This window comes from Mesorhizobium sp. M7A.F.Ca.US.010.02.1.1 (genome assembly GCF_004023085.1).
GTDB lineage: Bacteria > Pseudomonadota > Alphaproteobacteria > Rhizobiales > Rhizobiaceae > Mesorhizobium.
Genome location: NZ_RZRV01000012.1, coordinates 59,344 through 79,861 on the forward strand (window position 1 = coordinate 59,344; position 20,518 = coordinate 79,861).

Sequence of the window (20,518 nt, forward strand, 5' to 3'; positions counted from 1 at the left end):
TTCGCAGCGATTGCCGCCGGCGCGAATTTCTTGATTATTTAAGTTGACTCTTTTTATCCAGTTTGACTAATTGCGCTCGCGCAGGGCCGGAAAGTCGCCGGTCGAACGGCTCGATATTGGTCTGACAGGGAATAAGAGATGACGATTGGTCGACAGGCATTGTCGCGCACTCAGGCAAGGCGATTGATTGCGGGCAGTGCCTTGATAGCGGCATCTTTTGGAGTGGTGGGGGCCGGCCGGGCCCAGGTGGTTTCGCCGGACGATGCAACTCAACTGGAAACCATCGTCGTCACCGGCAAGTCGGACCGCCTTGTCGGGCCCGATCAAACGATCGTCGCCGAGGATACGGCGACCGGCACCAAGACCGATACGCCCATCGTCGACGTTCCCGCCTCGGTTTCAGTTGTTACCCAGAAGGAACTGGAGGCGCGCCATGTCGAAAGCCTCCAGCAGGCCGTGGCCTACACATCCAGCGTCCTCACCGACGAGTTCGGCAACGATGACCGATACGACTATATTCGTATCCGCGGTTTCGACCAGACATCGCTCGGCACTTATCGCGATGGTCTCACGGCGCGCATCCCCGCTTGGTTCACGGCCAGCCGTCTCGAGCCTTACGGACTTCAGCGCGTGGAGGTCCTGAAGGGATCGACATCGACGCTTTTTGGTCTCAACGGCCCTGGCGGGCTGGTCAATGCCATCACCAAGCGGCCGCTGGACCAGAAGCAGGGGGAGATTTACACGTCCTATGGCGACGGTACCAAGGAGGTTGGCGTTGATTTTGGCGGGCCGATCGACCCCGATGGGGTGTGGACCTATCGGCTCACCGGGCTGGCCAAGGATGGCGATCAAGGATGGGATTATTCCAACGACGATCGGCTTTACATCGCGCCCGCGTTGACCATCAAGCCCGAGGAAGGAACGTCGCTCACCATCCTGACTGACTATTACAAGCGAGATGGCACAGGCGCACGCGGCACCCCGGCTGGCGGCAATATCGACATCGGCACATTCCTGGGCGAGCCGGATTTCAACCGCTTCAACACCGAGCAGGTCGATCTCGGCTACCAGTTCGAGCACGAGTTCAACGAGAACCTCACCTTCCGCTCCAATGCCCGCTACACGCATTTGAGCCTCGACTACGCCGAGGTCTACGGCGCGTCGCTTGACCCCACGGCGGACCGCACGGCATTTTCCGTCGATGGCCTGTCCAACCGCTATGCCTTCGACAATCAGTTGCAATACGATACGGGCTGGGACGGGATCGGCAGCAAGACGCTTGTCGGCGTCGACTACGCCAACGACAACACCCGTGAAAACATCCTCTTCGGCACCGCCGGTCCCATCGACATCGACAATCCGACCTATTGCGGTCTGTCCTGCATCAATCTCGGCCCCTACGTGAACTGGCGGGTCAAGCAACAGGCGGTCGGTGTCTATGCCCAGGAGCAATTGACGTTTGACGACCGCTGGATCGTCACCCTCGGCGGGCGCTGGGACCGCGTGCATACGACGGCGGACTATCTCGACTCGGGAACGCAGGACGACGACACGGCATCCGCCTTCACCAAGCGCGCCGGCCTGACCTACAAATTCACTCCGAACCTCGCGGTCTACGCCAACTATTCGGAAAGCTTCCAGCCGCTCGTGGCGCCAAGCGCCAATGGATATGCGGTCTCGGGTTCGCTGAAGCCTCAAGAGGGCAGGCAGTATGAGGCAGGTATCAAGTACAAGCCCGACGGCTTCGACGGCCTGTTCACGGCCGCGGTCTTCGACCTTACCCAAACCAATGTTCCGACCTATGTCACGCCTGTTGTCCAGCAGCAGATTGGCAAGGTTGGCGTCCGCGGCATCGAACTCGAGGGCAAGGCCGCCATTGCGGAAAACCTGAACCTGACACTTGCCTATTCCTACTGGGATGCCGAGATCCTGGAAGACGGTATTGGAGGAAATGCCGGCAATCGGCCGCAGCGTGTCCCTCGCCACCTGGCTTCGGCCTGGGTTGATTATACGCTACCCGAGGAGGGACGGCGTGGCGACCTGACCATCGGCGGAGGCGTGCGCTATATCGGACAAACCTACGGGGATGACGCGAACACGACTTCGATTGGCGGCTACGCACTGGTGGATGCGGCGATCAGCTACAAGATGACCAAGGACGTGACGTTGGCCCTGAACGCAACGAACCTGTTCGACCGGAAGTATTTGACAACCAGCTATTACGGAACCGAATTTTACGGCGACCGGCTGAAGATCGTCGGCACGCTCAAACATTCCTGGTGAGCTTGTTGAACGCCGGTTTCGAAGCGGATGGCATTCGAAAAGAGCCACACGCATCCGGTGATGCGTGTGGTGATCATCGGCGGTTCACATCCCCGTCAGATCGCTCATCAGCCCCGACGCCACCGACAGCCGCGACACGGTGATGTCGCCGCCCTCGGTCAGCGCCTGCAGCCGCTCGCGGATGCGCGCCACCCGCTCGCCACCGGCGTCCAGCCAGGCCGCCACCGGATCGGCCGTCTTGGCGTGGCCGGTGAGTGCCGCCACCGCGATGCCGCGCCGTGCCGCGCCGATCGTGTCGGTGGCGCGCGACAGTGCAAGCTGATCATAGTAGTCCGAAGGCGTGATCGAGCGTGCGGCGTCCTCGACACGCGGGATGCGGAAGGCATCGCTGACGGCGAAGAACGCCTTGGCCGCGGCGACGATATCGGCGCCGGCGGTGCGCGCCGTCAGCGCGATGTCGGGGATAAGTTCCGCCACCTCGCTGAGCGCCAGTTGCCCGGCCAGCCCTTCCGGCGCGCCGCTCTTGAACAGCCCGTGCCGCTTCTCCTCGATGCGCTCGCGCGAGAAAGCCGGCAGCAGCGAAACGAGCTTGGGTTCCAGCGCCTTGCGTGCGTCCTGCAGCGCGGCGATGCGCTGGCCAAGCGGTGCCGTGCCGGCATCGTTCTTCAGATACCAGCCGCTGGTCACATAGATCAGCCGGCTGACCATCTGATAGAGATCGAGCTGCACCTGGCCGTCGATCTGGTTGTCGAGCGCATCGATCTCGCGATAGAGCGCCGGCAGCGCAAAACCGTCGCGCACCAAGGCAAAGGTCCGCACCACGTCAGCAGCGGTGCGCCCCGTGGCTTCCTGCAGCCGGTTGACGAAGGATGGGCCGCCGCGATTGACCAGATCGTTGGCGACGACGCGCGTGATGATCTCGCGGCGCAGCCGGTGGCCATGGATCTCAGTGGCGTATTTCTTCGCCATCCGGTCCGGGAAGTAGCCCATCAGGTCGCGATCGAAATGCGCGTCATCAGGCACGTCGCTGGCGACGATGTCGGAAAACAGCACGATCTTGGCATAGGCGAGCAGCACGCCAAGTTCGGCCCTGGTCAGGGGTTCGCCGCGCGCTTCGCGCTCGGCAAGTGCCGCCGGTGACGGCAGCGTCTCCACGGCACGGTCGAGCAGGCCACGCGCCTCCAGCGCCGTCATGAAACGGCTCTGATGCGCGATGTCGGCGAGGCCGCGCTTGCGGGCAATCGAAAGCGCCAGCGTCTGCTGGTAGTTGTTGGACAGCACCAGCGAGCCGACCTCGTCGGTCATCTCGGCCAGCAGCTTGTTGCGTGCCGGGCGCGTCAACGACCCCTTGCGCATGGCGGACGCAAGCGCGATCTTGATGTTGACCTCGACGTCGGAACAGTTGACGCCGCCCGAATTGTCGATGGCGTCGGAATTGCAGCGGCCGCCATTTAGGCCGAACTCGATGCGCGCCCGCTGCGTGACGCCGAGATTGGCGCCCTCGCCGATCACCTTGGCGCGCACGTCGAGCGCGGTGATGCGAATGGCATCGTTGGCGCGGTCGCCGACTTCGGCATTGGTTTCGGTCGATGCCCGCAAATAGGTGCCGATGCCGCCGAACCACAGGAGATCGACCGACGCCTTGAGGATGGCGGTCATGATCTCGACCGGCGTGGCGGTGGTCTTGGCCAGGCCGATCGCCGCCGCCGCCGCCGCCGGCAAGGTGATCGATTTCTGGTTGCGAGAGACGATGATGCCGCCTTCCGACAGTTTCGTCTTGTCATAGTCCTGCCAGCTCGAACGCGGCAGCGCGAACATGCGCTCGCGCTCGGCCATCGAGGCTGCCATGTCGGGATCGGGGTCGATGAAGATATCGCGATGGTCGAAGGCGGCGATCAGCCGGGTTTTCGGCGACAAAAGCATGCCGTTGCCGAACACGTCGCCCGACATGTCGCCGACACCGACGACGGTGAAGGACGAGGTCTGGATATCGCGGTTGATCTCGCGGAAATGCCGCTTGACCGCTTCCCAGGCGCCCTTGGCGGTGATGCCCATCTTCTTGTGGTCGTAGCCGGCAGAGCCGCCGCTGGCGAAGGCGTCGTCGAGCCAGAAGCCGTGCTTCTCCGAGATCGCGTTGGCGGTGTCGGAGAAGGTCGCCGTGCCCTTGTCGGCGGCAACGACGAAATACGGATCGTCCGGGTCGCGTCTGATGACGCCGGCCGGCGGGATGACACCGTCGAGGCCGATATTGTCGGTGATCGACAGCAGGCTGGAGACGAAGTTCTTGTAGGCCGAGGTGCCGGCCTCGAAGATCGCGTCGCGGCCGGCGCTCATCGGGAGCTTCTTCGGATAAAAGCCGCCCTTGGCGCCGACCGGCACGATGACGGCATTCTTGACCTGCTGTGCCTTGACCAGGCCAAGCACCTCGGTGCGATAGTCCTGGGCGCGGTCCGACCAGCGCAGACCGCCGCGCGCCACCGGACCGAAGCGCAGATGCAGGCCTTCGACCTCGGAACCGTAGACGAAGATCTCCCGCCACGGTCGCGGCGCCGGCAAGCCCTCGACCGCGTGCGAATCGAGCTTGATCGCCAGCGACTGGCCCTTTTCTTTCGTATCGGCAACGAAATGATTGGTGCGCAGCGAGGCTTCGATCAGATTGAGATAGCGCCGAATGATGGTGTCGTCGTCGATGTTGGGAACGTCTTCCAGCGCATCCTTGATCTTGGCCTTGAGGTGCTTTGCCGCCACCATGCCTTCGGCCTCGGCTGTCGGGCCAAGCCGGGCGATGAACAGCGCATGCAGGCCGCGCGCGATGTCGGGATAGCGGTTGAGCGCGGCGGCGATGAAATCCTGGCTTTGCGGAATGCCCACCTGCTGCAGATAGCGGCCATAGGCGCGCAGGATGGTGATCTCGCCAGACCACAGGCCGGCGGTCTGGGCGAGGCCGTTATAGCCGTCATTGTCGACGTCGCCGCGCCAGACTGAGAGGAATGCGTCCTCGAACAGCGCGCCGCCATCGGTCAGGTCGATCGGCTTGCCGTAGCTGTTCTCCAGTTCCATGTCATGAATGAAGACTAAGCTGGACTGGTCATCGCCAACCTCGAAAGTGCGCTCGCTGATGACGCGGAAGCCGATGTTTTCCAGCACCGGCACCCGGCGCGACAGCGCCACAGGACTGCCGTGGTGATAGATCTTCAGCGCCGCCTGGTGCGGCTTCTGCTCGGCGTGGCGATAATAGTCGATGGCGATCGGATTGCCGGCGCTGATCCTGGCGATACGCCCGGCGTCGGCCAGCGCCACCGCCGCGCTGAACGAATCGCGGTAGCTTTCCGGCAGCCGCGCGGCGATCGCCTTCAAAGCCTGGTCGCCGCCACTGGCCTCGGCCGCATCGGAAAGGGCGTCCTCCCAGGTACGCACGATGTCGCGGATCGCCGCCTCAATCGTCGCTTGCTCGACCTTCGGCGTCTTGCCGCCGGAGCGGCCGATGATGAAGTGCACGCGCGCCAGCCCGCCCTCGGGGAAGGCCGGGTAGTACGCCGACAGCCGGCCTTCGAATACGGTCTTCAGATACGAGCCGATCTTCTCGCGCACGACGCTGTCGTAACGGTCGCGCGGCACGAAGACGAGGATCGAGACGAAACGGTCGAACTGGTCGGCGCGTACCAGCGCCCGCACCCGCGGCCGCTCGACAAGGCCGAGAATGGCCGCTGCATGCTTCCTCAGCACCGGCACCGGCACCTGGAATAATTCGTCGCGCGGATAGCTTTCCAGGACATTGATCAGCGCCTTGCCGGAATGATCGTGCCGGTCGAAGCCGGACTTGGCGATGATGGTTTCGGCCTTGGACCTGAGATATGGGATCTTCATCACCGAGCGCGTGTAGGCGGTCGAGGTGAACAGGCCGACGATGCGCAATTCGCCCGCGAGCGTGCCCTTGGCGGTGTAGGTCTTGACGCCGATATAGTCGAGATAGATGCGGCGGTGCACGGAAGACTTGGCATTGGCCTTGGTGACGATCAGGGGCTCCGGCCCATGCAGGAAGGCGCGGATCTCCGGCGTCGTCGTCACCGCTTCGGTGCCGCGCCTGAGCACCAGCACGTCGGGGTCGGACAGGATGCCGAGGCCGGGCTTTTCGGCGCGCTCAAGCGTGCCGCTTTCCTCGCCGCCGGTGTATTTGAACTCGCGCATGCCAAGGAAGGTGAAATTGTCGTCGCGCAGCCACTCCAGGAAGGCGAGGGCCTCGGCAACGCTCTTCTTGTCGAGCGGCACGGCCGTATAGCGGAATTCCGAGATCGCCTGATCGAGGCGGGCCAGCATTGGCCTCCAGTCGTGAACGGCGGCATGAACCTGGCCAAGGATCTTGCGCAGCCGCTCGCTCAATCCGCTCGCCTGCTCGGATGTCAGCCGTGGGATGTGGACATGGATGACGCTCAGCCTGTCGTGGCTGCCATCGTCCTTGGCGAAATTGCCGTCGCCGAGGATTTCTTCCACGCCGCCCTTGCCGTGGCGCACGACGATAACCGGATGAGTGACCAGGGTCGGTTCGCCCGATGTCTCGGTGATCTCGCCGAGGATGGAATCGAACAGGAACGGCATGTTGTCGTTGACGACTGTGACAACCGTCATCGGGCGGCCGTCTCGCACAACACCCGAATCGGCATCGACGGCGACGACGCACTCGCCTTTCCTGTGAGTGGCGACTGCCTGGCCGGCGAGATCGGCAGCGCGTTCGAGGTCGGCCACCTCATAGGTGGCGATGTCTTCAGCCGGCGCGCGGGCGAGCAGATAGTCGGCAAGCCTGGCTGGCCTTTCCTCCGCTTTTGTCGCTGCCGTGGCTTTTTTCTTCGGCTTGCTCGCGGATTTCACGCTGGCCATGACGCACGTCCCTCCCGTCAATGCTTTTACGACTATGGTAGCAGATGACCGCTGTTTGGCGACAAAGGTTTGACGGCTTGCCAAGAATTATCGGAATTTGGCGACAAGATGCCGCGCAACGAGGAGAAATGACCCATGACCGGCAAAATCACCGCGCTTGACCTTGGCCAGGCAGAGCTGAGCGACGCGACAAAAGCCTATTTCGCCAAATGCGAGGAGAAGCTCGGCCTCGTCCCCAACGTGCAAGGCCTACGCCTTCGACGACAAGAAGCTGCGCGCTTTCACCGACATGTACAACGATTTGATGCTGGGTGATTCCGGCCTCTCGAAGCTGGAGCGCGAGATGATCGCGGTCGTCGTCTCCTCGATCAATCATTGCTACTATTGCCTGACCGCGCATGGCGCGGCGGTACGTCAGCTGTCCGGCGACCCGGCGCTCGGCGAAATGATGGTGATGAATTCCCGCGCCGCCGATCTTTCGCCCAAGCAGACCGCAATGCTCGAATTCGCCGTCAAGCTGACGGAAGAACCGGCTAAGATCGTCGAGGCCGATCGGGCCACCCTTCGCAAGGCCGGCTTCACCGACCGTGACATCTGGGACATCGCCTCGACATCAGCCTTCTTCAACATGTCGAACCGGGTGGCTGCGGCAATCGATATGCGGCCGAACGACGAATACCACGCCATGGCACGGTGAGGCGCGGCAGCTGGGCCAGGTCGAGCGTTATATTAGCAGTTTCGCATTCTCGTTGCTTGTTTGCCGGTTTGGTCCGATGATCGGCAGGCGGCATGACCGCATGCCGGTTCGATGCCGCTCACCAAGGGAGGAGAACATGGCGAAGTATCTCTACGTCTATCATGGCTCGGGCAAGATGCCGACCGACGAGGCCGAGCGGAAAGCCGCAATGGACGCCTGGAACGGCTGGTACGGCAAGCTCGGCTCGGCCGTGGTCGACGGCGGCAATCCGGTCGGCATGTCGAAGATGGTGCTGCCCGGCGGCAAGGTCGAGAACAATGGCGGCAGCAATCCGACCGCGGGCTACACGATCGTCGAAGCGAAAGACATCGACGAAGCCGTCGCCAAGGCCAAGGATTGCCCGATCCTGATGGATCCGGGTTTCAGCGTCGAAATCGCGCCGATCATTGAAATGATGTGACGGGTTAGGACCGCGCCGCGATCGCGGCCGCCGCGCCGGCCATCGTCGTCGCGCTGACACGGTTGGCGATCTTCATGGCGCGCTTGCTTTTCAAAAGCTTGCGCGCCTGTGATGCAGCGAGCACCCAGGCGAGATCGATGGCGACCAGCACCACGGCCATGGTCGCCGTCAGCTCGACCCAGCCGACAATGCTGACCGAAGCGAGGTCGATGATGGTCGGCAGCAGCGCCAGGTAGAACATCATGATCTTGGGATTGCCGAGCGTCACCGCCATGCCGGCAAAGAACAGCTTTGCCGGAGAATCCTCGCGCGGCATCTCGCCCTCTTTCGCGTCGACAGGGGCGGTCCACATCTTCCAGGCGAGATAAGCGAGATAGGCAACGCCGACCCATTTCACCACGACGAAGGCGAAATGGAAGGTCTGCGCCACGACAGCCAGGCCGAACACCGCCAGCGACAGCCAGATGCCCTCGCCGATCCACATGGCGAGCAGGAACGGGAACACGTCGCGAAATCCTTTCGAGATGACGCGGGCGACAAGCGCCGCGATCGATGGCCCGGGCGAGCCCGCGGCAACGAACAGAGCGGCGGCGAAGATGAGCAGCGAGGTGAGGTGCATAACCGGGTCTCTGGTTGAAAACCTTCGATTTCGGATATTAGCGCAAGTGGCTCGGCTGCGGTAGCACCGACAAAAGACCCTTGTCGGTCCAGCATCTCGCGGCTAGAAAGGCCGCCGCGAAACAATTTCGAGCTTCACTTTGCCTACGCAACCGCCGGTCTCGCCAACTCCCCCGACACAAGCATGACACCGCGTTCGCGGTGTCTGTTTTCGTTTTCCATGTGTTCTTCTGGGCGGCGGTTCGAGACCGGTTTGGCACTGCTGAACCGCGTCGCGCGGCTTTTGCCCGTGACACCCGATTTCCAAAAACCGCAGCTTCTCGCCACGCCGTGCCCGCATGGGCATCTCGACATCGCCGGCCTGATGAACTTCCCGACGGGAAGGGCTTATCGGCATGTCTGGACCACTGCGTATCCATTGGACGATCGCACCCAAAACCCCACCTCGGCCGCTCATCAACTGCAATCGCTGCGGCACTGTGAAGGCCTATTGCAGCAGCGGGAAATTCCGCGTCAACGCCAATGGCAAACGCATCGACGTGTGGCTGATCTATCGCTGCATCGACTGCGACAACTCCTGGAATTTCGGCATTTTCGAGCGCTGCAACCGCCGCGACATCGACCCGGCGCTGCTGGCGGCACTCGAAAGCAACGATCCTGCACTCGCTCATCGTCATGCCTTCGATGTAATCGCGTTGCGCAACCGGATCGGGCGCGTCGAGGAGTTCTCCGATGTCAGCGTTCACAAGCGCAGGCTCGGCGACACCAGGGAAGCCGCGACCGTGTTGGAAATCCAGCTTGGGCTCGAAATGCCGACATCGCTGCGACTCGACCGGCTGCTCGCCGGCGAACTTGGCATCTCGCGATCACGGCTTCAGGCACTGGAGGAGAAGCGGCTGCTCATCGTTGACCCGGATGGAGCAAAGGCCCTGCGCAAGCCGGCCCGCGCGGGAATCGCGATCCGCATCGATCTGGCCGGCGAGACCGATCGGCAGGCCATCATCGCGGCTGCCGGTGAGTGAACGAAGAAGGGGCGGAACACTGGTTGCTCCGCCCCTCTCGATTGTTGGAAAATGTAGAGAGCTTACGCCGCGCCGACCGCCTTGGCCGACTTCTCGAAGCGCTTGCGCTCGTTCGGATCGAGATAGAGCTTGCGCAGACGGATCGTCTTCGGCGTCACCTCGACCAGCTCGTCGTCCTGGATCCAGGCCAGAGCCTTCTCCAGCGTCATGCGGATCGGCGGCGTCAGCTTCACGGCCTCATCCTTGCCGGCGGCGCGGATGTTGGTCAGCTTCTTGCCCTTGAGCACGTTCACTTCGAGATCGTTGTCTCTGGAGTGGATGCCGATGATCATGCCCTGATAGACCTTGACGCCGGGATCGATGACCATCGGACCGCGGTCTTCCAGGTTCCACATGGCGTAGGCCACCGCCTCGCCCTGCTCGTTGGAAATCAGCACGCCATTGGTGCGGCCCGGCAATTCGCCCTTGTAGGGCTCATAGGCATGGAAAAGCCGGTTCATCACGGCGGTGCCGCGCGTGTCGGTCAACAGTTCCGACTGATAGCCGATCAGGCCACGGGTCGGCGCGTGGAAGACGATGCGTTGGCGGTTGCCGCCGGATGGGCGCAGTTCGACCATCTCGGCCTTGCGCTCGGACATCTTCTGCACGACGACGCCGGCATGCTCCTCGTCGACGTCGATGACGACTTCTTCGACCGGCTCGAGCAGGTCGCCATTCTCGGCCTTCTGCATGACGACGCGCGGACGCGACACGGCAATCTCGAAACCCTCGCGGCGCATCGTCTCGATCAGCACGGCCAGTTGCAATTCGCCGCGGCCGGAGACGAAGAACGAATCCTTGTCAGGCGATTCCTCGATCTTCAGCGCGACATTGCCTTCGGCTTCGCGCAGCAGGCGGTCGCGGATGACGCGGCTGGTCACCTTGTCGCCTTCGGTGCCGGCCAGCGGACTGTCGTTGACGAGGAACGACATGGTCACGGTCGGCGGATCTATCGGCTGCGCATGCAGCGGTTCGCTCACGCTCAGGTCGCAGAACGTGTCGGCGACGGTGCCCTTCGACAGGCCGGCAATGGCGACGATGTCGCCCGCCTGCGCTTCTTCGATCGGCTGGCGCTCGAGGCCGCGGAAGGCCAGTATCTTGGAAATACGGCCGGTTTCGATCTGGGTGCCGTCATGGTGCAGCACCTTGACCGGCTGGTTGGCCTTCAGCGTGCCGCTCTCGATGCGGCCGGTGATGATGCGGCCGAGGAACGGATTGGCTTCCAGGATGGTGCCGATCATGCGGAACGGGCCTGGATGAACGGTCGGCTCCGGCACATGCTTGATGACGAGGTCGAACAGCGGCGCCAGTTGCTGGTCCTTCGGTCCTTCCGGATTTTCCGAAACCCAGCCATCGCGGCCTGAACCGTACAGAATCGGGAAGTCGAGTTGCTCGTCGGTGGCGTCGAGCGCGGCGAAAAGATCGAACACCTCGTTGACCACCTCGACATGACGGGCGTCCGGACGGTCGATCTTGTTGATGACGACGATCGGCTTCAGGCCGACCTTGAGCGCCTTGCCGACGACGAACTTGGTTTGCGGCATCGGCCCTTCGGCTGCGTCGACCAGCACGATGGCTGAGTCCACCATCGACAGGATGCGTTCGACCTCACCGCCAAAATCGGCGTGGCCGGGGGTGTCGACGATGTTGATGCGGGTATCCTTCCAGTCGACCGAAGTCGCCTTGGCCAGGATGGTGATGCCGCGTTCCTTTTCGAGGTCGTTGGAATCCATGGCGCGCTCGGCGACGCGCTGATTGTCTCGGAAGGAGCCGGACTGCTTCAAAAGCTGGTCGACCAGGGTGGTCTTTCCATGGTCGACGTGCGCGATGATCGCGATATTACGGATTTTCATGTTCTGGTCTCGGAAGCGTTGCAGGCAGCAGGCCAAAAGGCGCTGCCTCTTTCGGTTGCGCGGCTCATACAGGGTTTTTCGCAGTTGCGAAAGAGGAGGAGCGTCACCAAATACTCATCAAATCTTAAGCATCTGCGTGTGAGATGATTTTGTTAACCAAGGCGGGAACCCTTTGGGGCCCGGGCAGTTCAAACGTCATGACCGATAAACTCAACCGATTCTGGCCGCTCATCGCGTCCGTTGCCTTCGCCGTCCTGCTGGCCGCCAACGCCGCGCAGTCGGCGGCGACGATGAAGGAATCACGGCCTGCCTTGCCGTCGGAGGCACAGTCGGCCGAGCAGATTTTCGCCGACGCACCAGACGGCGTCGACCCGATGGTGACCGGCCCGGTCAGCGCCGCTTTCAAGCAGCGGCAGGACACCGCCAACTGCGACAGCGCCATCTGGCCGAATATCCCCATGGTCTGCTACCCGGACTAGTCGGCGCTTCCCGCCCCGTCTTGCCAGCTTCGCTTTGCGAAGCCGCCGCGCCGACCCTCCCCACAAGGGGGAGGGGAAAGCGCGCTTATGCCGAGCGGACCGGGTCGAGCGTCACCTTGTAGAGTTCGTTGTCGTCGCGATCCATCAGCCGCACCGTCATCTGCTCGCTGGCGCCTGAGATATCGACCAGCCCGAAGAATTGCAGACCGGCCGAGGGCGGCAGGTTCTGTCCCTGTTCGGCGGTCGGCGCCTTGATGAACTTCAGCTCCGGACCGAACGTCATGTCGAAATCGTTGGGACCGAACGTGCCGGCATGGATCGGACCTGAGACGAATTCCCAGAACGGATTGAACTCCTGGAACTGCGCCTTGTCCGGGTTGTAGTAGTGCGCGGCCGTGTAATGCACGTCGGCGGTCAGCCAGACGGTGTTGCTGATGCCGGCATTCTTTATGAAGCGCAGCAGGTCGGCGATCTCGAGCTCGCGCCCTTTTGGCAAGCCATTGTCGCCATTGCTGACCGCTTCGGCGCCAACCTTCTTGGTGCCGTCGTCCCAGACGACGAGGCCGAGCGGCATGTCGGCGGCGATGATTTTCCAGGTGGCCTTCGAATTCGCCAGTTCGCGCTTCAGCCATTTCGTCTGCTGTTCGCCGAGCATGCGCGATTGCGGCGTCATCTCATCCTGCATGTCCGGACCATTGGGGCCGCGATAGGAACGCATATCGAGGAAGAACACGTCGAGCAACGGCCCGTAAGCGATCTTGCGATAGACGCGGCCGGGCTCGGAAGGTTCGTAGCGGATCGTCGTCATCTCGTGGAAAGCCCGCGCCGCGCGGGCCGCCAGCACGTGGATGGATTTTTCCATGTAGCGGTTGTCGGCGCTGAGATCCTTGGAATCCGACCAGTTGTTCAGCACTTCATGGTCGTCCCACTGGTAGAAAGTCGGGCAGATGGCGCTCAGGCCGAGCACGTTCCTGTCCATCATGTTGTATTTCCACTGGTCCCGGTATTCTTCCAGCGTCTCGGCGACCTTGCGCTTGCCGTCGATCAGCACGACGTTCTTCCACTTGCCGCCGCCGGGCAGGTCGACCTCGTCCTTCATGGCGCCGTCGGCATAGATGGTGTCGCCCGAATGCAGGAAGAAGTCGGGCGTGTGCTTGCCGATCGTGGCGTAGGTCTTCATGCCTGTCTCATCGATGCCCCAGCCCTGACCAGCGGTGTCGCCCGACCAGGCAAAGCGGATGTCGCGCTTCGAGGCCGGCGCCGTCCTGAAACGGCCGGTGATCGGCTCCGAAACGGCGTTGATGTCGGCGAGATCGGCTGCCGTCATTCGATAGAAGATGTCCTGGTCGGAAGCGAGGTCGGTGAGCAGCCGCTTGACCGTGTAATCGCTGGCCGGCGACGTATCGAGCGGCGCCAGGCGGGTCGCATTGGCGAAACTTTCCGTCGACGACACCTCGAACATGACGCGCGACGGGCGATCGGTACGCGTCCACACCATGCCGCTGGTTGCGTCGACATCGCCGGACTGGACGCCATGGGTGAAGGCCGGCCGCTGATTGGCGCGCGAATAGTAGGGCAGCGCCAGACCCGAAACGCCGGCCAGGCCAACGGCGCCGGCGGAAGTGACGAAAGCGCGGCGGGTCATCGAAAGCTTGTTCACGGCTGTCTCCTGGATGGCTTGAACGGTGCCACCAAAATCCAGCGTCAATGTTTCAGGGACATCTCGAAATGATGAAGTTTTTCTGACGATCAACAGGCGGGTGATCTCCCCCCTCGAGGGGAGATGTCGCCGAAGGCGACAGAGGGGGTCGCCGCGCATGGAGCGCCAGCCTCCATCTGCACCAGGAGGCCGAGCCCGGTCGGACCGCCCCCTCTGGCCGCTTCGCGGCCATCTCCCCCTCGAGGGGGAGATTTGCTCCGTCGCCAAGCTTCAGGCCGCCTGCGGCTCCGGCTCGAAGGCCGGCTTGCTGGTGTTGATCAGCAGCGAGATACAGGCGGCGGCGATTGCCGTCATACCGGCGATCAGGAACGCCAGTTCGTAATTGCCCTGCAACTCGCGCATGGTGCCGCCGAAGGCGGCGGCTGTCGCCGCACCGATCTGGTGTCCGGCGACGATCCAGCCGAACACGATCGGCCCGCTGCGGTCGCCGAACGCCTCGTTGGCGAGCCGCAGCGTCGGCGGCACGGTGGCGATCCAGTCGAGGCCGTAGAGCACGGCGAAGATGATCAGGCTGGTCGCCGAGAAGCCGGAATAGGGCAGGTAGATCAGCGACAGGCCGCGAATGCCGTAATAGACGCCGAGCAGCTTGCGCGGGTCGTAGCGGTCGGTGAGCCAGCCGGACAGTGTCGTGCCGATCAGGTCGAAGATACCCATCATCGACAGCAGGCCGGCGGCCTGCACCTCGCCGATGCCCATGTCGCCACAGAACGCGATCAGATGCGTGCCGACCAGCCCGTTGGTGGTGAAGCCGCAGACGAAGAAGGTGGCGAACAGATACCAGAAGACGCGGGTGCCGGCGGCGCGGCGCAGGGTGTTCAGCGTGTGCGCCAGAAAATTGCCCTGTGACGCAGGCGGAGTGGGCGGCACGTCGTCAGCCTCGGCGCCGTAGCGCACCATGCCGATCGATGCCGGCCGCTCCGGCACCAGCAGCCAGACCAGCGGTATCAGGGCAGCGGTCGCGATCGCGACCGCGATGACAACCGGCTGCCAGCCGCCCGACTGCGCCAGAGCGGCGATCAGCGGCAGGAACACCAGCATGCCCGAGGCGCTGGAAGCCGACATCAATCCCATGACAAGGCCGCGATTGGTCTTGAACCAGCGGTTGACGATGGTCGCGCCGAGCACGCTGGCGACAGCGCCGGAACCAATGCCCGAGAACACGCCCCAAGTGATGAACAAATGCCAGGGCTTGGTCATCAGCAAGCTGAGCGCCGTGGAGCCCGACATCACCACCAGCGAGGCCAGCAATGTGCGGCGCAGCCCGATGCGCTCCATCAGGGCCGCGGCAAATGGCCCCGTCAGGCCGTAAAGCAGGATGCCGACACCTGCGGCCAGCGAGATGATGTCGCGCCGCCAGCCGAAACTGGTCTCCAGCGGCAGCATCATGACAGAGGGAGCGGACCGCAGACCGGCCGCGACCAGCAGGCTAAGGAAGATGACGCCGACCACGACGAAAGCGTAGCGCTGGCCAAATGGGCGGGATTGAGCTATCATGTTACTGACCGGTACGTTGCAGGTGGAGTATGTATACGTACCGATCGGTAACATTGTCAATCGAGCCACACGATGCCAACGGACAAAAATATTGATCTGACCATCAGCGACGGTCATGCGTCGGCGCCGCCGAAAGCAGCCAAGAAGATCCTCGATGTGGCCTATGACCTGTTCTACCGGCGCGGCATCAGGGCGATAGGCGTCGACGAGATCGTCAAACGTGCCGGCGTCACCAAGCCCAGCCTCTATCGCAGCTTTCCGTCCAAGGATGAACTGGCCGCCTCCTATCTCAGGCAGTACGATCTTGAATATTGGGAGCGTTTCGACGAGGCGGTCGCCGCTCATCCCGGCGAGCCGCGCGCACAGATCAAGGCTTTTCTGACCCGCATCGGCAAGCGCACGCAAGTGGCGGATTATCGCGGCTGCGGCATGACCAATGCGGCGGTCGAATATCCCGACCACAGCCATCCGGCCCGCGTGGTCAGCGAGGCCAACAAGCAGGAACTGCGCCGCCGGCTGCGCGCCATGGCGGCCGCGATGGGCGCGCAAGACCCTGACACGCTCGGCGACGGCCTGCTGCTGCTGATCGAGGGCGCCTATATCAGCGGCCAGCTGTTCGGGCTCGGCGGCCCGGCCCAGGCGGTTGCCCGCAATGCCGACCTGCTGATTGAAGCGAGCTTGAAGAAATAGCGTTTGACGCTACGCTGCAGCGGCTTGCAACGGAGATTGACCGCCATGCGTGCCATTCTGATCCCGCTTGTTCTGGTCGGTCTCGGTCAGGCGGCGCAAGCCGACGGCATTTCCAGCGCCTACACCGATCTGGATTCGAAAACGGACTGCGTGACCTACGCGCAGGCAGAAGAAGGCGACGGCGACTGGGCCGAACTCGCCTGTTCGGGCTATCGCGGCTATCCCGTACTGATCGCCTATGACGACGCGCGTGAATCGCTGTTCTACGGCTTTCCGCCCGGCGGCGACATGACGACGGTCTGGGAAAGCTTTTCCGGCTTCAATTCGTCCGGAGCCAAGATCGAATGGCGCATCGAAACCAAGGGCGACACGGCAGTGCCCTATGCCGCCATCCATCGCCGCTCGATCAGCAATCCCGAGGACGAGAAAAAGCCGACCGAGGTGCTGCTCGTCGCCAAGGTCGGCCAGATGGACGCCCGCGACGGCTGCACCGTCGGCCTGGTGCTGGCCACGGGCAATCCCACCGCCAACGATCAGGCGCGCAAGCTTGCCGACGGCAAGGCACGGACCTTCGCCTGTGGCAAGGACAGGCGCACTGTCATCGGCAACGTGCCGGCTTTCGGCCGGGTGGATAACTAGATCAGTTGCTTAGCACGGAACTTCTGCCACATGCAGGTCGCACACGTCGGGATTGACCGAAACGCCTTTGACTTCGTCATCCACGGGCGCAGCAAGGAGCGTAGCGACGCAGCGCAGACCCGAGGATCCATGCCGCGACACCAACAACACCACAACGGTGCAGAATTCTGCTTAGCCGCGCACTTCACCGAGCGTCACGGCATGGATACCAGGGTCTCCGCGACGCCGCTTCGCGACTGCTCCGCCCTGGTATGACGAAGTTGAGGGGCCTCGCGAGGCCTAGGCCCTGCGAGGTTGATGCTCCGCAGAGCCTAAGCCCAGCTACTTGCTCGCCTTGGCCCGCTCGATCGCCTCGACGATCATCTTCTTGGCATATTTGGAATCGTGCCAGCCTTCGATCTTGACCCATTTGCCGGGCTCGAGATCCTTGTAGTGCTCGAAGAAGTGCTGCACCTGCTGGCGCGTGATGTCGGGCAGCTGGGTGTATTCGGTGACGTTCTCGTAGCGCAGCGTCAGTTTCGGTGACGGCACGGCGATGATCTTCTCGTCCTGGCCGGCATTGTCTTCCATGATCAGCACGCCGATAGGCCTGACGTTGATGACGCAGCCCGGCACCAGGGCGCGCGTGTTGCAGACAAGCACGTCGATCGGATCGCCGTCGCCCGACAGCGTGTGCGGCACGAAGCCGTAGTTGCCGGGGTAGCGCATCGAGGTGTGCAGGAAGCGGTCGACGAACAGCGTGCCGGCTTCCTTGTCCATCTCATACTTGATCGGCTCGCCGCCGATCGGCACCTCGATGATGACGTTGACGTCCTCAGGCGGGTTCTTTCCGCTGGCTATGGCTTCGATGCGCATGGCTTAAATCCCTCTCTCGATGGACGATCGATAGCGGGCGGCGCGTCATGGTGCAATGCGGCGAATGGTGCTGGCTGAAATCGGAAGACGCAATGGCCGAAAGGCCGGGCTGTCATTCCCAGACGAAAGCGACCTTCTTGAGCGCCTTCTGCTCGAAGATCTCGACGCCTTCGGCAACGTCGCGGCCGCCGGCGCCGGCATAGAAGGCAAGCGCGTTCTGGTTGTCTTCCAGCGCCCACACGACCATGCCTTTCAGCCCGTGATCGGCCAGCCGCGCCTTGGCTGCCGAAAACAGGCGGCTGCCGAGCCCGATGCCCTGATATTCCGGGCGCAGGTACAATTCGTAGATTTCGCCTTGCTGGCGCAATTCGCGGGCGCGGTTCTTGCCGATCGTCGCATAGCCGGCGATCTTGCCGCCGATCTCGACCACCAGGACGGTGGCGGCGCGGCGAATCGCATTCGCCCACCAGTCGGTGCCGCGGCGGTTGATCATCGATGTCAGGGTACGGTGCGGAATGATGCCGGAATAGGCGCCGCGCCAGGCCTCCAGATGCACCTCGGCGATGGCACTGGCATCGCGCGGGTCGGCTTTCCGGATGTCGATCGTCAGCGTATTCATGATTTGTTAACCATAAACCCGCATCGCCCGATTGCAAGAGTCCCGGCGGCCCGCCGGCTGCTTTCTCACAGGCGGTCACCACCTAAGACAGGGCCCTCGAAGCTTCACTGGAAGGACTCAGATTTCGACCAAATGGTCGTCGAGTTCGTTGCTGTCGCCCACTGTGACCGGGAAATGCTCGGCCAGTACCGCACCCACCTGCTCGATCGCCTTGACGAAGCCGTCGGCAAGCCGGTCGTCGCCGGCATGCGCGGTCAAGTCGCGCACGACACCGTCCCAGACATGCTGGCCGACCTTGGCGTCGATGCCCGAATCGGCAACCACTTCGGCATAGCGCTCGGCGATCGAGACGAAGACCAGCACGCCGGTGCGCGCCGTGGTGCGGTGGACGTTGCGGGCAAGGAACTGCTTGACCGCGTTGGCGTGCGCCGCCTGGTAGCGCAGCCGCCTCGGCACCAGATGGATGCGCAGGCCGGGCAGCGCCCACAACAAGGCCAGCACGCAGGCAAGCGCCAGGAGCTGGGCGAGTACGAAATGCGGCAGCCGGATCGACAGCCACCAGGCCTCCAGACCGTAGCCGACCGCCAGGCTGACGATCAGCATGCACACGGTCGCCATGAAGGCGGCCGGGAAGAAATAGCCGTCGCTGGCATGGGCCACGACGCAGTAGATCTCGCCGTCGGTTTCCTCCTCGGCGCCGCGGATCGCGGTTGCGATGCGCTCATGATCCTGCGGGCTGATTGGTCGTGTTGCCATGATATGTCTCACCAGCTTCCTGAAGAACCGCCACCACCCGATGAGCCGCCGCCACCGGAAAACCCGCCACCGCCGCTTGATCCCGAAGACCAACCACCACCGGAGCTCCCCGACGACCAGCCGCCCGAAGACGAACCCGTTGTCCAGCCGCTGCTGCCCGAGTACCCGCTCGGCCCACGGCCGTAACGAAACGTCATGCCCAGCCATCTGTACACGCCCGGCGACAGCTTCGTGCCGAACATCGGCGGCAGGAACGCCATCGCCAACCCGCCGAAAAACATCGTCGCCCACAGGATCAGGAACACGGCAACGATCGGATCGATGGACGTGCCGTCATCGGCGGGATTGCGCTTGCCTCGCGCTTCCAGTTCTTCGGGATTGCCCTCCAGGACCATGACCATGTCATCGACGGCTTTGCTGATACCGCCGGAGAAGTCCCCGGCGCGGAAGGCCGGCACCATGTCGTTTTCGATGATCAACTTTGTGTGCAGGTCGGTCAGCGTACCTTCCAGCCCATAACCGACCTCGATGCGCATCTTGCGGTCGTTCGGGGCAACCAGCAGCAGCACGCCATTGTTCTCGCCCGCCTGGCCAAGTTTCCAGAAGCGGAACAGGCGGTTGGCGTAGGGCTCGATCTCCTCGCCATCGAGGCTGGGGATCGTCGCGACGACGATCTGGTCGGAACCTTTTGTCTCGAAGTCGGCAAGCTTCCGCGTCAGCGCCGCCTTGGTCGCGGCATCGATGATGCCGGCATTGTCGACGACACGGCCGGTCAGCGCCGGCAGGTCGGCCGCGTGGGCCATGACACAGGAGAACAGCACGACCGCGGCAATCAGGACGGCCGAGGCGAGGCGGTCGCGTTTCGACAGGCTGATGCTGGGTATCGTCATGCCATCACCAGCTTCCCGACGAGCCGCCGCCGCCGGACGAACCGCCGCCGCCGGAAAAGCCTCCACCGCTGCTTGACCCCGAAGACCAGCCGCCGCTGGAACTTCCCGACGACCAGCCACCACGGGAGGATCGCCGGCTTGGCTCGAAGGTCATGCCGAGCCAGCGGTAGCGGCCGGGACCGAGCTTCTGGCCGAAGATCGGCGGCAAGATGGAGACGGCAAGACTGCCGACCATAATGGTTATCCATATGCCGATGAACACGGTGAAGAACAGGTCGTCGGAATCGAAAGGCGCCTGCTGGTTGCGCTCGCCGCGCGCCTCCAGCTCCTCCGGATTTCCTTCCAGCACCATGATCATGTCGTCTACGGCTTTGCTGATACCGCCGGAGAAGTCCCCGGCGCGGAAGGCCGGCACCATGTCGTTTTCGATGATCAACTTTGTGTGCAGGTCGGTCAGCGTACCTTCCAGCCCATAACCGACCTCGATGCGCATCTTGCGGTCGTTCGGGGCAACCAGCAGCAGCACGCC

At 63.1% G+C, this 20,518-nt stretch carries 16 protein-coding genes and 1 pseudogene; 7 read left to right on the forward strand and 10 right to left on the reverse strand.

The window, feature by feature from the left end:
* Positions 1-138: 138 nt before the first annotated feature.
* Positions 139-2,283 carry a TonB-dependent siderophore receptor gene (locus EOA19_RS15325; protein ID WP_128304077.1) on the forward strand — a complete coding sequence of 715 codons (2,145 nt, stop codon included), beginning with the start codon at positions 139-141 and terminating at the stop codon, positions 2,281-2,283.
* A gap of 84 nt (positions 2,284-2,367) precedes the next feature.
* On the opposite strand, the gene EOA19_RS15330 is transcribed toward EOA19_RS15325, so the two are convergent.
* A complete protein-coding gene (locus EOA19_RS15330; protein ID WP_128304078.1) occupies positions 2,368-7,158 on the reverse strand; it encodes an NAD-glutamate dehydrogenase in 4,791 nt (1,596 codons plus the stop codon).
* A gap of 135 nt (positions 7,159-7,293) precedes the next feature.
* Between EOA19_RS15330 and EOA19_RS15335 the strand changes: the two are divergent.
* Together EOA19_RS15335 and EOA19_RS15340 are read left to right on the forward strand one after the other, a co-directional pair.
* Positions 7,294-7,855, forward strand: a pseudogene (locus EOA19_RS15335) (peroxidase-related enzyme).
* Positions 7,856-7,991: 136 nt separating this feature from the next.
* Positions 7,992-8,315, forward strand: coding sequence for a YciI family protein (locus tag EOA19_RS15340; protein WP_023811729.1), 324 nt, complete (start codon positions 7,992-7,994; stop codon positions 8,313-8,315).
* Positions 8,316-8,319: 4 nt separating this feature from the next.
* Here EOA19_RS15340 and EOA19_RS15345 read toward each other — a convergent pair whose 3' ends face one another.
* Positions 8,320-8,934: a LysE family translocator gene (locus EOA19_RS15345; protein WP_128304079.1), complete on the reverse strand. Its 615-nt coding sequence runs from the start codon at positions 8,932-8,934 to the stop codon at positions 8,320-8,322.
* Between the two features lie 394 nt (positions 8,935-9,328).
* Between EOA19_RS15345 and EOA19_RS15350 the strand changes: the two genes are divergently transcribed.
* Positions 9,329-9,955 carry a DUF1062 domain-containing protein gene (locus EOA19_RS15350; protein WP_128304080.1) on the forward strand — a complete coding sequence of 209 codons (627 nt, stop codon included), beginning with the start codon at positions 9,329-9,331 and terminating at the stop codon, positions 9,953-9,955.
* 62 nt (positions 9,956-10,017) lie between these two features.
* Here the strand turns inward: EOA19_RS15350 and typA are convergent, their stop codons facing one another.
* Positions 10,018-11,847, reverse strand: a complete 1,830-nt coding sequence (gene typA / locus EOA19_RS15355; protein WP_128304081.1) for a translational GTPase TypA — start codon at positions 11,845-11,847, stop codon at positions 10,018-10,020.
* Positions 11,848-12,044: 197 nt separating this feature from the next.
* Here typA and EOA19_RS15360 point away from each other — a divergent pair, with 197 nt between their 5' ends.
* Positions 12,045-12,326: a hypothetical protein gene (locus tag EOA19_RS15360; protein ID WP_245486184.1), complete on the forward strand. Its 282-nt coding sequence runs from the start codon at positions 12,045-12,047 to the stop codon at positions 12,324-12,326.
* Between the two features lie 85 nt (positions 12,327-12,411).
* Here EOA19_RS15360 and EOA19_RS15365 read toward each other — a convergent pair whose 3' ends face one another.
* A complete protein-coding gene (locus EOA19_RS15365) occupies positions 12,412-13,986 on the reverse strand; it encodes an alkaline phosphatase (RefSeq protein WP_128304083.1) in 1,575 nt (524 codons plus the stop codon).
* Positions 13,987-14,256: 270 nt separating this feature from the next.
* Complete coding sequence (locus EOA19_RS15370) at positions 14,257-15,540, reverse strand: MFS transporter (protein ID WP_031213431.1); 1,284 nt, start codon at positions 15,538-15,540, stop codon at positions 14,257-14,259.
* 72 nt (positions 15,541-15,612) lie between these two features.
* On the opposite strand from EOA19_RS15370, the gene EOA19_RS15375 reads away from it, so the two are divergent.
* Both EOA19_RS15375 and EOA19_RS15380 read left to right on the forward strand, forming a co-directional pair.
* On the forward strand, positions 15,613-16,230 hold the full coding sequence (locus tag EOA19_RS15375) for a TetR/AcrR family transcriptional regulator (protein ID WP_023811722.1): 618 nt from the start codon (positions 15,613-15,615) through the stop codon (positions 16,228-16,230).
* A 45-nt stretch (positions 16,231-16,275) separates the two neighbouring features.
* Positions 16,276-16,869 (forward strand): hypothetical protein, encoded by a 594-nt coding sequence (locus EOA19_RS15380; protein ID WP_023811721.1) that lies wholly within the window; start codon positions 16,276-16,278, stop codon positions 16,867-16,869.
* Positions 16,870-17,190: 321 nt separating this feature from the next.
* On the opposite strand, the gene ppa is transcribed toward EOA19_RS15380, so the two are convergent.
* The 5 genes from ppa to EOA19_RS15405 form a co-directional block, all read right to left on the reverse strand.
* Positions 17,191-17,724 (reverse strand): inorganic diphosphatase, encoded by a 534-nt coding sequence (gene ppa / locus EOA19_RS15385; RefSeq protein ID WP_127294141.1) that lies wholly within the window; start codon positions 17,722-17,724, stop codon positions 17,191-17,193.
* A 112-nt stretch (positions 17,725-17,836) separates the two neighbouring features.
* Positions 17,837-18,343: a GNAT family N-acetyltransferase gene (locus tag EOA19_RS15390; RefSeq protein WP_128304084.1), complete on the reverse strand. Its 507-nt coding sequence runs from the start codon at positions 18,341-18,343 to the stop codon at positions 17,837-17,839.
* 117 nt (positions 18,344-18,460) lie between these two features.
* Complete coding sequence (locus tag EOA19_RS15395; RefSeq protein WP_023811719.1) at positions 18,461-19,099, reverse strand: TPM domain-containing protein; 639 nt, start codon at positions 19,097-19,099, stop codon at positions 18,461-18,463.
* Positions 19,100-19,107: 8 nt separating this feature from the next.
* The gene (locus tag EOA19_RS15400) at positions 19,108-19,989 is read right to left on the reverse strand and encodes a YgcG family protein (protein ID WP_128304085.1); all 882 of its coding nucleotides are present in this window, start codon (positions 19,987-19,989) and stop codon (positions 19,108-19,110) included.
* A 4-nt stretch (positions 19,990-19,993) separates the two neighbouring features.
* Positions 19,994-20,518: TPM domain-containing protein (locus EOA19_RS15405; protein WP_206638043.1), on the reverse strand; the 525-nt coding region annotated here is incomplete at its 5' end.

Bases quoted from the DNA above. Each gene is read 5' to 3' on its own strand.
- EOA19_RS15325 (WP_128304077.1), top strand. From the start codon at position 139: ATGACGATTGGTCGACAGGCATTGTCGCGCACTCAGGCAAGGCGATTG.
- EOA19_RS15330 (WP_128304078.1), bottom strand. From the start codon at position 7,158: ATGGCCAGCGTGAAATCCGCGAGCAAGCCGAAGAAAAAAGCCACGGCA.
- EOA19_RS15340 (WP_023811729.1), top strand. From the start codon at position 7,992: ATGGCGAAGTATCTCTACGTCTATCATGGCTCGGGCAAGATGCCGACC.
- EOA19_RS15345 (WP_128304079.1), bottom strand. From the start codon at position 8,934: ATGCACCTCACCTCGCTGCTCATCTTCGCCGCCGCTCTGTTCGTTGCC.
- EOA19_RS15350 (WP_128304080.1), top strand. From the start codon at position 9,329: ATGTCTGGACCACTGCGTATCCATTGGACGATCGCACCCAAAACCCCA.
- typA (WP_128304081.1), bottom strand. From the start codon at position 11,847: ATGAAAATCCGTAATATCGCGATCATCGCGCACGTCGACCATGGAAAG.
- EOA19_RS15360 (WP_245486184.1), top strand. From the start codon at position 12,045: ATGACCGATAAACTCAACCGATTCTGGCCGCTCATCGCGTCCGTTGCC.
- EOA19_RS15370 (WP_031213431.1), bottom strand. From the start codon at position 15,540: ATGATAGCTCAATCCCGCCCATTTGGCCAGCGCTACGCTTTCGTCGTG.
- EOA19_RS15375 (WP_023811722.1), top strand. From the start codon at position 15,613: ATGCCAACGGACAAAAATATTGATCTGACCATCAGCGACGGTCATGCG.
- EOA19_RS15380 (WP_023811721.1), top strand. From the start codon at position 16,276: ATGCGTGCCATTCTGATCCCGCTTGTTCTGGTCGGTCTCGGTCAGGCG.
- ppa (WP_127294141.1), bottom strand. From the start codon at position 17,724: ATGCGCATCGAAGCCATAGCCAGCGGAAAGAACCCGCCTGAGGACGTC.
- EOA19_RS15390 (WP_128304084.1), bottom strand. From the start codon at position 18,343: ATGAATACGCTGACGATCGACATCCGGAAAGCCGACCCGCGCGATGCC.
- EOA19_RS15395 (WP_023811719.1), bottom strand. From the start codon at position 19,099: ATGGCAACACGACCAATCAGCCCGCAGGATCATGAGCGCATCGCAACC.
- EOA19_RS15400 (WP_128304085.1), bottom strand. From the start codon at position 19,989: ATGACGATACCCAGCATCAGCCTGTCGAAACGCGACCGCCTCGCCTCG.